This window comes from Nostoc sp. PCC 7524 (genome assembly GCF_000316645.1).
GTDB lineage: Bacteria > Cyanobacteriota > Cyanobacteriia > Cyanobacteriales > Nostocaceae > Trichormus.
Map to the genome: position 1 here is coordinate 1,891,371 of NC_019684.1, position 15,442 is coordinate 1,906,812.

Sequence of the window (15,442 nt, forward strand, 5' to 3'; positions counted from 1 at the left end):
ATTACTTATTACTTATTACTCATTACTTCAAAATTAAAGACAGTTGGAGTCGGGGATTTAAACCCCAACTCAACTGATACTACATGTAGACGTAAGGGTCTTAAACCCTTGAATTTACGATAATTGGGCATTGGGCATTAAATGTTTCTCCCCCTACTTCCCTACACCTCCTGGGGATTAACTGCTAAAAATGCTACTTTCGCGGCAGCTTGTTCGGCAGCTTTAATAGAGCGTCCTTTACCTTCGCCTAGTTTTTTGTCATATAACCAAACTTCAGCCATGAAACGCTCGTGGGTGCGGTTGGCTTGATTAACTTCTACAACTCGATACTCTGGTAAGACTTTATACTGGGCTTGTGTCCACTCTTGGAGAGCTGCTTTGTAGTTCAGTCTAGCGGGATCGAGGCGAATTTCTGCGGCTAGTTGGCGAAAGTGGGGGTCTAACCAAGGACGAATGAGTTCTAAATTGCTGGTGCTGAGATACAATGCGCCTAAAACAGCCTCAAAAGCATCTGCTAGTCGTGACTCTTGACCAACTTTATCGCTGGTGGCACTACCAGCGACTAACAGATGTAACTCTAAACCATATTCTCTAGCTAATTGAGCGAGAATGCGATCGCTCACCAATACCGACCGAATAGCGGCAAAATCCCCCACCTGACAATCGGGATAAGTTTCCCATAACACCACAGCAGCCGCTAATCGCACCACTGCATCACCAACAAACTCTAGTTGTTCATAATTGGCGGAATCGGAAACCGTAGGATGGGTCAAAGCTAAGTCCAGCAATTGCCACTTAATGGGTGCATTAGTTGGCAGACCTAACTTTCTGACTAAACTTTCCAGCTGACGCTGACGACGTGGATAAACAAGACTCATTAGTTATTAGTCATTAGCCAACAGTTAATAGTTGACAGTTGATAGTTGACAGTTATTAGCCATTAGTCAACAGTTGATAGTCGTTTCTTTTGACTATGGACTATGGACTATGGACTAAAAGAGGAGAGAGTTGGTAGTAAGCCGGGTTCTGTTCTCTATGTAGATTACTCTACATGAGGGCGGTTATCTATCTGGGACGTTTGTTACCAAACGCCTCTTGCGGCTCTATTATGGCGGAACTGGTAAAAGACCAACCGTAGTTCCTCTGGCCTTGCTCCCGACCGGGGTTTACCGAGCCAACGCCTCTCGACGTTGCTGGTGCGCTCTTACCGCACCTTTGCACCCTTACCATGAGAGGTTGCAGGTTACAGGTTAAAGGTTACAGGAATTTTACTGTCACCTGTCACCTGTCACCTGTCACCTGTTGCCTCATTTTGGCGGTATCTTTCTGTGGCACTATCCTCACGATCGCTCGCACTGGACGTTATCCAGCAAGTCTGGTCTTTCGGGAGTCCGGACTTTCCTCAAACCAGTGTTAACTGATCTGCAACCGCCTACGCCTACTCTCTCCCTAGTTACAGTTTAATCCTGGATGATATCATGTGTGTCTTTTGGTTATTTCTTTTTATTCCACGGTAGGGCGTAAGTCCACGGTAGTTTTTTGACGGTGAAGGGGCAATTAATAATACTGATGGGAGGATATTCTGAGCCGGGAGCTATCCCAGCTCTGATTTCTGATAAACGCAGTACCAGTTGTAGGGAAAATTCTATTTCTTTACCTCTGTTCATAAAGTCGTTATACAACTTTTTCTGGGGCGGGCCACCATTTTTTAGTCCACCGATACTAACTAGCGGTTTTTTCACCGTGTAAACGCCCGTTTCTTTATCGCGTTCAAATAAATCTTCGGCGGTGATTGTCTCTGAAAGTGACTTCTTGGGTACGATCAAGCTAGGAATTTGCGGTATGGCCAAGTCACGGGTTAAGTCTGGTGATTTTCTGATGACTCGGCGTGATCTATTGTCAGTGATTAAAGAGCAATTTTCCCAATCTACATAAACCGCCAAATTTTCAGACTTATTCTCGATAGTCATAGACAAGTCTTTGAGGTCGTCTATGGGATCTGAGGCTTTGAGTTTAAAAGATATGCCAATCTTATCGTCCAGACCTTGCTCTTTGAGTTGCTCATCCACCGCGCCCTTTTTAAACTCATATTTAATGCGATCGTCGATGGATTCAACCATGCGATTAAAGACGTAAGCAACGCCGATAATATAAACGGTCAATACAATTAAATTTTGGTCGCTACTCCTAGTCATAACTTAGCGTCCAGACTCCCTATAAAAATTTTCTCTATGCGACTCATGCCCAACTGCCAATATTTAATCACGTTTAATCGTCGTCGAATTTTCTAGCCAACCCCTCTGCCAAAATAAAAAGAGTAAGCCAAAACCAATAAATCCCATGATTGCTAGGCAAAGTGGATAACCCCAATACCAATTCAATTCAGGCATATTATATGGCGATTTTTCTGTATTAAAATTCATGCCATAGATACCTGCAATAAAAGTTAGGGGAATAAAGATTGACGAAACTACCGTCAGCAACTTCATGACTTCATTCATTTTGTTACCGACAGCAGAGAGGTACACATCCATCAACCCAGATGCTAACTCTCGATAAGTTTCTACCATATCCATGACTTGCACTGCATGGTCGTAGCAATCTCGTAAATAAATTTGTACTTCTTCACTAATCAGTTGATTGCGATCGCGTATTAAAGCATTAATAGCATCTCGTTGCGGCCAGATAGCACGACGTAGTTGTAGTAATTCTCGCCGTAGGTGATAAATTTTTTGTAGGGTTTTGCGCGTAGGCTTGGCAATAACTTCTTCTTCTAAGTCTTCTAGTTGCTCCCCGTAAAGTTCCAAAACCGGAAAAAAACCGTCAACAATGGCATCTATAAGGGCGTAGGCTAAGTAATCAGACCCTTTTTGGCGAATCAGCCCTCTGCCTTTTTCAATTCTGAGCCGCACCCCCTCAAAGCAATCATGTTCCGGTTCTTCTTGTACTGTCAGCAGGTATTGTTTCCCTAAAATTAGACTTACTTGTTCACTATAAAAACCATAGGTGTTTTCTTTAGGTACAACCATCCGCGCAATAAATAATAATTGGTCGTCATCATCCTCAACTTTAGGACGCTCCGAGACGTTCACCACATCCTCTAAAACCAGAGGAGGTAATTCAAACACTCGCCCCATGCGTTCTAAAATGTCCTGATTACCTAAACCCTGGACATCTACCCAGGAAACCGATTCTGTATCTAGATAGGGAATACATTCTTCCGGGGTAGCTAGCTGTTGACGAATATAATTTGTCTGGTTGTAATCAATCAATAAAATCGTCGGCGGTGGAGCATCTGCATCGATGATGATGGTTCCAGGTACAGTTCCTGGGTAGTGATAGAACTCATCTCTATGTAATTTAGTAGACGGCTGACGACGCAGCTTTTTGAGCATTCTGACCATGAGCATTTAATCCCAGCATGAACACTCTTCATTCTCGGCAGGAAATCACAAATTAACAACTGTTAACCCTCCACACCCCTCTGCGTTTCCCTCAGCGCGACGGCAGTCGCTACAACGGGGGAAACCCCCGCAACGCGCTGCCTCCCCTCTGCGTTTAAAAATCCCAGAAAAACCGCCCCAGTCAGATATATTAAGAAAGGTATCTTGCGCCAGATAATTACAACATTCCATCAAATGGCTACAAAAATTCCCGTCACCGTCATCACAGGCTTTTTAGGTAGTGGTAAAACCAGCCTAATTCGCCACCTCCTCCAAAACAACCAAGGCCGCCGCATCGCGGTTTTAGTCAACGAATTTGGCGAACTCGGTATAGATGGCGAGTTGTTGAAATCCTGTCAAATTTGCCCAGAAGATGAGGAAGACGGGAATAATATTTTTGAATTAACCAATGGCTGTCTCTGCTGCACAGTCCAAGAAGAGTTCTACCCCACAATGCAGGAGTTAATCAAACGGCGCGATAGTATCGATTGCATTGTGATTGAAACCTCTGGGTTAGCTTTACCCAAACCCCTCGTCAAAGCCTTTCGCTGGCAAGAAATCCGCAACGCCGCTACAGTAGATGCAGTCGTGACAGTTGTAGATTGTGCAGCCGTCGCCGCCGGGACGTTTGCTAGCGATTTGGATGCGATCGCTCTTCAACGCCAAGCTGATGATAGTCTAGAACATGAAACACCTCTGCAAGAACTCTTTGAAGACCAACTAGCCTGTGCAGATTTGGTAGTGTTGAGCAAAACAGATTTAGTAGATGCTGCCACAAGATCACAAGTTGAGGCATTAGTCAAGCAAGAATTACCGCGAGTTGTGAAAATTGTGGAGAGCGATCGCGGTCAACTTGATCCATCTATACTATTAGGATGGCAAGCCGCCGTCGAAGATAATTTAGATAGTCGTCCCAGTCATCACGACACCGAAGAAGACCACGACCACGACGATGAAATCAACTCCACACAAGTAATCTTAGACCGTACCTTTGACCCAGAAAAACTGCAAAAGCAGCTAGAATCACTGGTAAATGCACAAGAAATTTATCGGATTAAAGGCTTTGTCGCAGTGCCAAATAAACCCATGCGTCTAGTAATGCAAGGTGTAGGCAATCGTTTTGAAAAATTTTATGATCGCCCTTGGCAACCTACAGAAACTAGACAAACCCGCTTAGTATTTATTGGTCGTGATTTAAACTCAACAGAGATAGAATCACAACTGGTAGCTTTGTAATTCATTTTAATTTGATATGAATATCACGCAATTATTCAACGTTGCCAATCTTTTTGTCTTGCCTTTTTGGGCATTAATGATTCTGCTGCCTAACTGGAAAGTAACAAAGCGAGTTATGGAATCATACATTCCATTTGTACCTTTAGCTGGAGCTTATTTATATTTGTTTATTACCAGCATCACACCAGAAAACGCCCAAGCTTTATCTAATCCGCAACTAGCAGATATTGCAAGATTCTTTGCTGAAGAAAAAGCTGCGGCGACTGGTTGGATTCATTTTTTAGTGATGGATTTATTTGTTGGTAGGTTTATCTATTGGGAAGGACAGAAAACTGGCATTTGGACAATTCACTCTCTAATACTGTGTTTATTTGCTGGTCCTTTAGGAGTTTTATCTCACATTTTCACAGTCTGGTTTACTAAAGTCATCTCTCCCAAACCTGAAACTGAATTAAGTACCAATTCCTGAGTTTTGAGTAGAAGTAGGGGAGGCAAAAAGCGGTGTGGATTTTCCTCCCGCTTTATTGCCGTTGTGTTACGGCAAGTTAAAGACTTAAGCATTAGAGAAAATAGAGATGAGCCGTAACGCACCCTTGTCTATTGGGAGAAGAAGGAGAGATCAGGAGGACAAGAAAAGATTGTCTCCCTGATTAAACTCCTGTCTTCTGCCTCCTGCCTCATCAAGAAGCTTTAGCCATTCTATAGTTAGCATCTAGCCAACAGCGTGGTAGACTTTCCCCAGATGGGAAGACAAGATTTTCTTTTTTAAATTCATCAGGGTCTTGTTCTTCTTGACCTTCTTGGTCTTGAGCATGAACTATATCCAGATTCGGATCTATTAATTCTTGAATATCAAGAATTTTTACTAAATCTTGGCTATTTTTGATTTGTAAAAACATATTACTACCTCCCAAAAAACAATTCCCAAGTTGAGTGAAAATATGAAAAAAATTCACTCTTAATCTGAGTTATATTTGTGGCGATCGCTGAAATTTCCTAAAAATAACTAAGGTAAATCAGCATCCCAATACATCAGAAACATTGATTTTATGTATCTGTAGTTTAATTTTTCTCAATTTGATGCACTCAATTCAGGCAAGCAAGTCACCAGTTAGACATCCTATAACCAGACGGAGAAATGCTTGCTCAAAAAATGGTGTAAATAACACCTGCCTACATCTATAATTATATCTCGCGTTGATATTTCTCTAAAATATCTACTAAATTAACTTGACATTGCAGTGGTAGTAAATCAATTAAAGGCAGTTCCCGTCTTCCACCACCAATTTTAACTGGTATGGATTCTAACACTTCCATCACGCTGTCTTCAGTGACTGCTTGAGAAGTAATTAAGGGATACAACTGTTCAGCCACAACAGTATGCAGTTTGGCATCAGATAAGTAAAGATGCCATTTGGCAATGTCTATATAGACATTTTCGCCGATTTCAGCTGCTAGGGCTTCTAGTAATTCTGTGGTGTTAGTCTTTGCCATAAAAATCACCCTATATCAAATAAAGAGCGCGAAGTCTCAGACTAATTAACATTATCGCGCAATTCATCAGGCACGCATCACAACCACAGGTTACAATTGCCCCAGCGACCGTAGTCCATCTTCAGGTGGATTTGGGGGGTGTAGGTGAGTAATCAAAATCGTTACAGTTATGATTGGCTTGACCAAGGACTGACGAGCTATATCAACACAAACATCTGCAAGCCTAAAGTATGTAAGGCTTAACTCGATGGCACAAATTTGTCTCAACATCATTTAATTTGTCACTGTACAAGTCCCAACACCGATGGCTGAAATCCTTATTATTTCGTCAACTTACAAAAGTTTTCGATCTACTGAAAATGCGTTAAGTTAAGAGAATTGACTTAATTTTTATACAACTTCGCATTCATCATTTCCCTAACTCTCCTTAAGTTATCTCCATCGACACGTTTGCATTTAACTAATAAAGTAAAAATATCTTCAAAATATTGATTGATTCATTATTCAATCAAGCTGACATTTTGTAAAGGTTTTCCTCAAACGAGCTGTAATCAAGGCAAATAACCTAACAGACTGACTTACAAATATTAAGTTATGTCTGATGTGGTCAATTTGTTTTGCCAATTGTGTAGTTGTAAAACTGTTTTTATTTCTAAATTGAGTAACTTAGGAGAAATTTTATGTTTCTACAGCAAGAAAAACTGCAACACATTAATAGCATCTCCCACGAAGGGAAAATTGTAGTCTTTGCGACAGATGCAAGCGGTAAAATTTACTATACCGTCAAACAAGACGGATTTGAAGACAGTTACGGGAATACGCAGGTAACAGGCTGGGAAGATTGGCAAGAACTAGAATTTCCTCAAGAAGAAAAAGGCGATCGCTCAGTTATTGAGCAAGAACAAGCAGAATTAACTTATACCAAAAACGGCAAAAACTTCTATTTTCTCCAGTCTGTTTATCACACTCAAAATCAGTCAGATGTTGCTCCAGTACAGTTGATTTCTGGATTGGGACATCTTTATGTCTTCCGTCAGTCTAAAGCCAATACTCTGCTAGTAGATCGCTTTGTGTTGGATGGCTTAGAAAATAAGCTGGTTCGCAAGTTAGAAGTCCGCTATAAGCGGAGCCGACAAAAGTACCAACCACTAGAACAAACCAATGGCAACAAGCTTTCTTTGGTAGACTCATTGGATTTCCGGGATGTAGACGGTAATCCTTTTTATGAACCGACAACGGAACTCAGTATTATCAATAATTTATATAGTGGCTGGTTTTCAGTAGTGCTATTGCCAACCAATGAGCATGATCAACACCGTTGGCACATCTTTGCCTACAACAGTCAAACTCAACGTGTAGAACTGACCTCAATTCGGGCTTCTAAAGACGGATTATTTGATGTCAAAGATTACACGATTTTAGAGCCACAACCAGGAGATGAAACTGTTTTATTACCGCGTAGTATCCCAGGAATTATCAAGCGTACTCTCGACATCAAAGGGGTGAACCTAACAGATGGTTTAGCTGCAACTAAGTATGATATTCAAGTTGAGCGTCAAACCCAAGATGGAGAGCAACAACTGCTCAAAGAAGCCACAAGGGTGATGCTGGTGATCCCTACAGAACAAGGAGATACGGCGGCATTGAGTTTTCCTGTGGCTGGAGATGGTACTCTGGCGCAAATTGATGAAACTCCTGCAACTGAGATTTTACGCAGCAACGATCGCCATGTCCTCTTGCCCTTAAATACCCTAGACGAAATCAAAGCAATTGGGGAGAGTATGCCACCAGCCCAAGGTGCGATTACGGGCATGGAAAGAACAGAAGCAGACAACGTTAAAATTATCTCCAACCAATCTGAGAAACTGAAGTATGGCGATATTGTGCAAATTTCCGGCACAAACCACTACAACGGTCATTATGTAGCTAAGACAATCGATGCTAATACCTTTGAAATCGAAGCGAAATGGCTGGAAAGTGAACTGGGAAATTGGGAAGTTGTACCAAAAGAAGAAAGTGGGCTGGTATTTGACGGCATTATTACAGCTTATGAAAAAACGGTAGATGGAAAACTGAGGGTAACTGCGCCTAATCATGGTTTACATCATGGCGATGAAGTCCAAATTACAGATACCCAAGCTTATAACGATACTTACCCCATTATGGAGGTTGAGGGTGATTCCTTTACCATTGGCATGAAGTGGCAGTCTGGCGAGGCTGTGAATTTGAAACTGGAGTCTAAAAAGCGTCGTGGTATCACTTTTAATGGCGATCGCGATTACATTTCTATTCCTCCTCTAGACCTGAAAAAGCCCCATGCAGATATATCTTGTGGTGAAACTTATTCTGCTTGGGTTTATGTCTCTGATAGCCAGACACAAGAACAGCTGATCGTTGGACAAAAAGACGAACTTATGCAGTTGTTCGTCCACCAGGGTAAAGCTGTCCTGAAAGTGCATTTCATTGATGGCTTTAAACAAATTGAAGACACAGAACTCCTCCCCGAAAAAGAATGGGTGCATTTAGCTGGAGTGTTCTCATATAACAAAAAGACTCAGAGGACAACTCTTAGCTTATGCAGAAATGGTCAGGAGGTCGCAAAATCTGAGTTTCAGCAGCTAGTTTCGCCTTTACTGCCAGCAATATCTGCGCTGGAAGAGCCGAGAAACAACGGCAAAGGTAGTAATGCTCAATGGACACCAGAATTTTGGATTGGTGGTGCTGGCGATCGCCAAGCATTTTTTGCCGGCAAGATTTCCGATGTGCAAATTTGGAATCAACCCCGGACTGCACAAGAAATTAAAGACAGTATGTACCTGCAACTCACAGGTAGGGAAGTAGGCTTGGTCGGGTACTGGCGTTTGGGAGCCATTATGGAAGATAAACAACGTCATGTTGTTGATTTTTCTATCTATGGCAATGATGGTACTGTCTACGGTGAAGCGTTTGTCAGTGCTGTTAGTTTAGAGCGTACTCTTAGAGATGGCAAAACTCCAGCAATTAAATACGTCAATAACGAACTGTTTGCAGTTAGCCAACGGGCAACTTACTTAGAAACTTTTGAATTTAGAGGCATCAAGCCAAATAATTTTGAATTTTCCTACTGGGGCAAGCCAAATAGAAATTCCCAGCAGCAAATTGCCTTTGCAGGCGGTGTAACTGAGTTTAAAGATTTGGGTAATGGCTGGTATTTGGCATCTTGTCGCTTTACCGTACCTGATGAAATTACCCTCGTGCGCTCATTTGAAATTTCTCATGTTCAAGGTGACTGGAAGCAGCTAGAAATTCGCAAACACTATATTCGCATAGTCTCCGATAGCATTACTCAAGATAATTACACCGATAGCGTTACTCTCAAAACCCTAGATGCTAAAAATGCTGAGTTGGAGCAAATATTAAAGAAATTACCACCTTTAGAACGGCAAGAAGCTGATTTGTTGAAAGAAAGAAATAAACTTGAAGCCGACTTAGTTATACTTAGGGATGCAAAACTTCGAGAACAGCAAAAGCAACAATTAGTAAAAGATATTAGTGAATATGAGAAGAAAATTTCCCTTCTCAATCAAGAGGTAAATAAATACAGACAACAATATAGGGCAGAACTCAACAATCCTTTGAACTACTATTGCTATATTGCTAGTAGTGATAGTAGTAAAGTTTGGGACATAGAAGGCGGACAAGGTAGAAATGAAGCCGACATTCACCTCTGGAAAAAAGATCCGCGCTCACACACTCAACAATGGAAGTTTGAGCCAGTTAACAATTACTACATGATTGTTAACCGCAAATTCAACGCTTATGTAGCAGATATTGAAGGTGATAAGGATCGCAACAAAGCCGACGTTCATCTGTGGGCAAAAAGTCAAAATCAATCAAAGCAGCAATGGCAGATTGAACCATTCAATAGGCATTACGTATTAGTAAATCGTCGCTTCAATACAAGAGTGGCAGCCGTTGAGGGCGATCCCAATCGTGACAAGGCAGATGTTCATCTTTGGGAAAAAACTGCCGACAGAAACAAGCAACAATGGCGCTTGGAAAAAACAAATGTAGTTGTTAATAATAAAATTGATCAGGCCAGAAATGTTTTAAACAAAAAACAAGCAGAACTGACACAAGCTCAAAACGAGTTACAAAAGCTCAAGCAGGAGTTAAGCAAGTTTGAATTAAAAGAAAATCAAATAGAACAGGAAATCAAAGATTTAGCTGCTCGCCTCCAAACAGTAATAGAACAACTGCAAGCAGTGCAAGCTGAATTAAACCGCCTCAATAATGAATTTCTCAAACAGGTGAGAAATATTCAGCAGTCGCCCCAATCCATGCCGGAACTGTCCACAGATTCTAGAGGTTTAGTTACCAAAGGTGCTTTACTTGGCTTTGTCCGTCCCCTCAGCCGAATTAACGCCATTGAAACTAGCGAAGGTAATGTGCAGCTGAGTTACTTTGATACTCAAGGCAGAATGCGTCAAACTAATTATGATGCTACTTCTGATAGTCGCAACGCTGCATTTGAACAGTGGATTCCTGACTCTGTGCGTGCTTGTCCAAACTTTGATAAGTCAAAGAGTGTGGTGTTGATAGAAGATTCCATTGCTCTGAATGAGGAATGGACAATTGAAGCTTGGTTTTCTTATCCACTTCCTGAAACAACAGCGTGGAATACTTTAACCAGAGGGAAAGAAAAGGATCACCACATTATTGTCAAAGAGGGGAGACAGTTAGGGACTTTCATTGGTAGCTTTCAAGATAGTGGTTACAATATGGAGCAATTATCCCCTGGTTGGCACCACATTGCCGCAGTAGGACGAGGAGAAGGGGAACAAGCTACTACTACTTTTTATATTGATGGTCGCCAAGTTGGTGAATGTCAAGCTAAAACCACAAGTGATGTTTATGCGATCGCCAATTATCAAACTGGCGGACAACAATTTGGCAAAGTAGCTGAAGTTCGGATTTGGCAGATTGCTCTGAGTGCAGAAGAAATTGCAGTTAATAGTAAAACCTTACTCAGCAGTAACGAACCTGGTTTACTTGGTTACTATCCCATGAATGAAGCCCAAGGAACCGAAATCCGAGATCATTCTGAGAATAATCGTCATGGCAAAATGCAAAGTACAACTTGGTTTGCTTGTACAGCATTGATTGGCCATCCCGGACATACAGTCATGCAGTTTGATGGCAAGGACGATTATATCAATTGCGGAAAAGTCGATTTTGCTGGCGATGAATACACTCTAGAAGCTTGGTTTAAGACGACTGCTACTGCCATCGGTGATATTTTTGCAGCTACCACAACGGATCATGGAATTTTACTGGAAGTTGAAAATGAAGGTACTTTGCGTTACTTGCATCGTCACCCCATAGGTGTGAGTGGTGGAACGAACTTGCGTACCAAGGAAAAATATAATGATGGGCAATGGCATCATATAGCAGCAGTTAAAAGCAGCACTGCCATGTTGCTTTATGTAGATGGTTATCTCCAGCAAGAAGATGATGCTCCTAGTGGTTTTAGTCAGCCTTTTAATGTTGACATTGGCAGAATTGGGAGTCATGCTTTAGCACGTCTGTTCAATGGTGAAATAGCGGATGTCCGTGTCTGGAACAAAGCGCGATCGCTCTCGGAAATTCAAACCGATATGCACCAACGCTTGACAGGTAAGGAAGCCAATTTAATCGCTTATTGGCCTTTGAACGAGATCAACATGGAGCGATCGCCCTACACTGTCTCTGACTTAACAGGAAATCACAATGGCACGGTGCATGAAGCCCTCACTACCGAAGATAATACACTGCCCATTGGACACAGTGCGCTAATTAGTGCAGAATACAGCGCCATTAGCATTGATCCTGACACACAGCGTAAGTCTGCCATGATGCGGCGGTTCTTTGCTATGCCTGCCTTAGACGGTGCGATCGTCCTGCCAGACAAGCGAGTTGAACTGCTAGAACTCAAATGGATTGGCAATGCTCAATTTGAGCCGACGCTATTAGGATACATAGAAGGCGCGCCTCCCGTTCCCAGTGAGAATTTGACTGTACTAGATAATTACAACAATGCGACTTCCGTCGAATTAACTGCTTCTGAAGACGTTGCTTACAGCTGGAATCGAGAGCAAAAGGGGGGACTCGGTACTTCAACTTCTTTATTCATTGGTGCCAAAACAGATATCCATATAGGTCTTATTAAGACGATAGGTGCATTGAGTTCACGACAAGGTTTTATCGGAGAACTATCGACTGCCTATAGTTTTCTCAATAGTAGTAATGTTTCCGCTAATTCTAATTTAAGTATCAGCGATAAATTAGAATTACGGGGGACTACCGAGCAAATACCTAAATTTCCTCACTTGGGAAATCGTTTTCTTCCCAAAAATGTGGGATATGCTTTGGTTGTCTCCGGCTTGGCTGATGTTTATATTACCCGCCTGACCCGCAGCAAGAGAATGGTTGGCTATCAGGTACAACCCAATGAAGATGTGCCGCCTGATGTGAATACGATTACCTTCTTGATGAATCCTGCTTACGTCATGAATGGCAGTTTAGATGGGTTAGTGGGAAGTTCTGCGGCTGATGAACGATTTTATCAACACGTTCCCCAAATGCGATCGCAATATGGTTCACTGTACCCAGCTAGTTATTACCGCTTACAGGAAGCATACGACTTAGAACGACAGATTGAACAACAAGACCGGGAACGACAATCATATTTTGAAAATTTCAACAGTCGTTTAGTTGATGAGACTTCTCTTAACAGAGAAATTGGGGCTAATGCTTCTGAATATGATAATTACGGTCAGATTTCAGTCAATCTAGAAGAAAATAGGACTGAAGAAAATCAAGAAAATCAAGAAGATCAAGAGGAAACTAATGAAGAAAAAATCACAAGAATCCTGGAAATCTTAGAAGGAGACCGTGAACAACAAGAGCAAAAAAATGAGGAAAAACGGCAAGAAATAGAGTCAAAAATCAAAGAACAGGAGAAACGAGTCCAAGCAACGGAAAGCTTTGCTGGTTGGCAGCGTAAGCTGGAAGATGTGCAAATTCGCGCCGGCAAACGTAATATTGTCAACACTTATGTCTGGGATGCAGATGGTGGGTTGCGATCTGAAAGTCAACAGTTTGCAAGCACTGTAGAACACACAATTGGTGGTTCTTTTAACTTACAAGGTGGTTTAGGTCTGGAAACTGCTGGTAACGTACTTGTTGCAGCAGCCGAATTAAAAGCCAGAGGAACGTTCCATCTAACCCAAACCCTAACCAAAACTGAGCGTCGCAGCAAAGGTTTTGCCTTAAATGTGGAACTCAGAACAGGATTTCGAGGTTTGGAAAGTACAGGAATTACCGATGCCGATGATCGTCCTATCTTGCCTGGTGAAAAAGTAAACCGTTATCGCCTCAAGAGCTTTTATCTTGAAGGTGGTGTTCAACATTTCCATGATTTCTTTAACTATGTAGTAGATCCGGAATGGCTAATCAGCAATAGCGAAGAAGCTCGTGCCTTACGGCAAACAAAAGCAGGTAAAGCCAACAAGACATGGCGGGTATTGCATCGAGTCACCTATGTTGAACGTCCAGCTTTGATGGGTTTTGGTCGAGATATTCGCCAACTACCAACAGCAACAACTGCACCAGATAACACCCTACTACTAGCAAAAATCCAGAAGTTGGAACGGAATAACCAAGAGTTAGAGCAAAAGATTGATCAAATCTTGAACTTGCTTCAATCTCAACAATAAACTACTCTAGGGGACTTCCAGAAAATAAATTATTCAATGCTTTGCTAATGGGCATTCAGGAGAAGGGATTTATCCCTTCTCCTGAATGCCTTCTGCCTTTCTTGATAAATTTACAAGGTATAGGTAAAATCATTGACTAACATTCCTGGAACTAAACTACCGCCTAGTTGACGACTTTCGTATGTGCCTACTTCGGGGATGAATTCTTGAAAATTAGTCAAATCTATTAAGTTTTCTCCCCAAAAACGATAGAGACTTTCATCAAAGCGGAGGTTTTCTATAGGTGCAGCAATTTCCCCGTTTTCTACCCAAAAGCAGGCGTAGCGAGTCATACCTGTAATTCTACCTGTGGGGCGATCGCTCCAGTTCAAGTAATGCAAATTCGAGACATATAACCCTGTATCTAAGCTGGGCAGAATTCGCTCATAATCTAAACTACCCACACTGATTTCTGGCGCACGTAAAGTTTCGGAACTATTCGCACCATTGGCAGTTTTTTGATATTCCTTTGCAGTGCGGGAATTAATTAAAGTATTAACTAATGTACCGTTGGCGATAATTGGTATTTCTGGTGCGGCGATTTCTCCCCATTCATTAAATCGCGGTACTAATCCCCGTTGAAAATTTTCTTTTAAACTAAATGCAGGCGATAATTGTTTTTCTTGGCGTGACAAACTCGCTAAAGCACTGTTACCTTGTTGGATATCTGCTTCACTCACAGCACCCCAAGATAGCATACCCAATAAATCAGCAACGGCGGCGGGTGCAAAGTAAGTTTTATATTGTCCCCGTGGTAATTCTTTTGGTGTACTTGATAGTAATTTGAGTTGTTTTTTACCTTCGCTGATTTTGTTTATATATGCTGATACATCCCAATTACTACCAGCAAATATACCTTTGACTGCTTGCCCCGATGCAGTAAATAAAGAATAGTCTAAAGTAAAAGAATCAGTAGCAAACCAATGTTTTTGCCCACTGGAATCACCATAGGCTCTAATTACTATTCCCCCGGCATATATCCCAGTAAAATCTAAATCCCTAACTTGTTCTAAGATGCTTGGTACTAATACATCTGCTGACAATAAGTTACCGATATTGACCTCGCGACTGGTATGATTTCCTGATGGTAAAACTAGGTATGGGTCAATTGGTAATACAGGCAATTCATCCCGTAGTTCTTGTAAAGCATGATATGCTGCTTGCCAGTCTGTTTCCCAATTACCAGTAAAAGGAAATTGGCGGAAACTACTGCGCTGATCTGTCATCAAAGTTAATTCCACCCAGCCATCAGCCACATAACCAGTTTGACGAACTTTGGCATGATTCAACCGAGTAAATTGACTGCGTTCACAGTTCAATTTAACAGTGAATTCTTCATTTTCTGCCTTTTTCGCAATTAGAGTTTCTAATATTTGATTAAAACTAGCTTCTAAAGTAGATATTTCTGCTTTCATAAATAAGAATTATGCACTTAAAAATAGAATAGAGCGCAATTACAAAATATCTTGTTGATGTTGGGTTTCCTTGCGTCAA

The 15,442-nt window shown here is 41.6% G+C and carries 9 protein-coding genes and 1 other RNA gene; 3 read left to right on the forward strand and 7 right to left on the reverse strand.

What is annotated here, in order from left to right:
* Window positions 1-161 precede the first annotated feature (161 nt).
* From rnc to corA, 4 genes are all read right to left on the reverse strand, one after another.
* On the reverse strand, window positions 162-878 hold the full coding sequence (gene rnc / locus NOS7524_RS07465; protein ID WP_015137875.1) for a ribonuclease III: 717 nt from the start codon (window positions 876-878) through the stop codon (window positions 162-164).
* A gap of 121 nt (window positions 879-999) precedes the next feature.
* An RNA gene (gene rnpB, locus NOS7524_RS27965) (RNase P RNA component class A) lies at window positions 1,000-1,446 on the reverse strand.
* A gap of 47 nt (window positions 1,447-1,493) precedes the next feature.
* Window positions 1,494-2,195 (reverse strand): hypothetical protein, encoded by a 702-nt coding sequence (locus NOS7524_RS07470; protein ID WP_015137876.1) that lies wholly within the window; start codon window positions 2,193-2,195, stop codon window positions 1,494-1,496.
* Between the two features lie 63 nt (window positions 2,196-2,258).
* On the reverse strand, window positions 2,259-3,395 hold the full coding sequence (corA, locus tag NOS7524_RS07475; protein WP_041555616.1) for a magnesium/cobalt transporter CorA: 1,137 nt from the start codon (window positions 3,393-3,395) through the stop codon (window positions 2,259-2,261).
* Window positions 3,396-3,638: 243 nt separating this feature from the next.
* Here corA and cobW point away from each other — a divergent pair, with 243 nt between their 5' ends.
* Window positions 3,639-4,679 (forward strand): cobalamin biosynthesis protein CobW, encoded by a 1,041-nt coding sequence (cobW, locus tag NOS7524_RS07480; protein WP_015137878.1) that lies wholly within the window; start codon window positions 3,639-3,641, stop codon window positions 4,677-4,679.
* A gap of 16 nt (window positions 4,680-4,695) precedes the next feature.
* On the forward strand, window positions 4,696-5,148 hold the full coding sequence (locus NOS7524_RS07485; protein ID WP_015137879.1) for an ABA4-like family protein: 453 nt from the start codon (window positions 4,696-4,698) through the stop codon (window positions 5,146-5,148).
* A gap of 211 nt (window positions 5,149-5,359) precedes the next feature.
* Here the strand turns inward: NOS7524_RS07485 and NOS7524_RS07490 are convergent, their stop codons facing one another.
* Together NOS7524_RS07490 and NOS7524_RS07495 are read right to left on the reverse strand one after the other, a co-directional pair.
* Window positions 5,360-5,578, reverse strand: coding sequence for a hypothetical protein (locus NOS7524_RS07490; RefSeq protein WP_015137880.1), 219 nt, complete (start codon window positions 5,576-5,578; stop codon window positions 5,360-5,362).
* A gap of 286 nt (window positions 5,579-5,864) precedes the next feature.
* Window positions 5,865-6,173 (reverse strand): DUF3181 family protein, encoded by a 309-nt coding sequence (locus tag NOS7524_RS07495; RefSeq protein ID WP_015137881.1) that lies wholly within the window; start codon window positions 6,171-6,173, stop codon window positions 5,865-5,867.
* Between the two features lie 680 nt (window positions 6,174-6,853).
* Here NOS7524_RS07495 and NOS7524_RS28340 point away from each other — a divergent pair.
* Window positions 6,854-13,909: a LamG-like jellyroll fold domain-containing protein gene (locus NOS7524_RS28340; RefSeq protein WP_015137882.1), complete on the forward strand. Its 7,056-nt coding sequence runs from the start codon at window positions 6,854-6,856 to the stop codon at window positions 13,907-13,909.
* Between the two features lie 110 nt (window positions 13,910-14,019).
* On the opposite strand, the gene NOS7524_RS07505 is transcribed toward NOS7524_RS28340, so the two are convergent.
* The gene (locus NOS7524_RS07505) at window positions 14,020-15,363 is read right to left on the reverse strand and encodes a TldD/PmbA family protein (protein ID WP_015137883.1); all 1,344 of its coding nucleotides are present in this window, start codon (window positions 15,361-15,363) and stop codon (window positions 14,020-14,022) included.
* Between the last annotated feature and the right edge of the window lie 79 nt (window positions 15,364-15,442).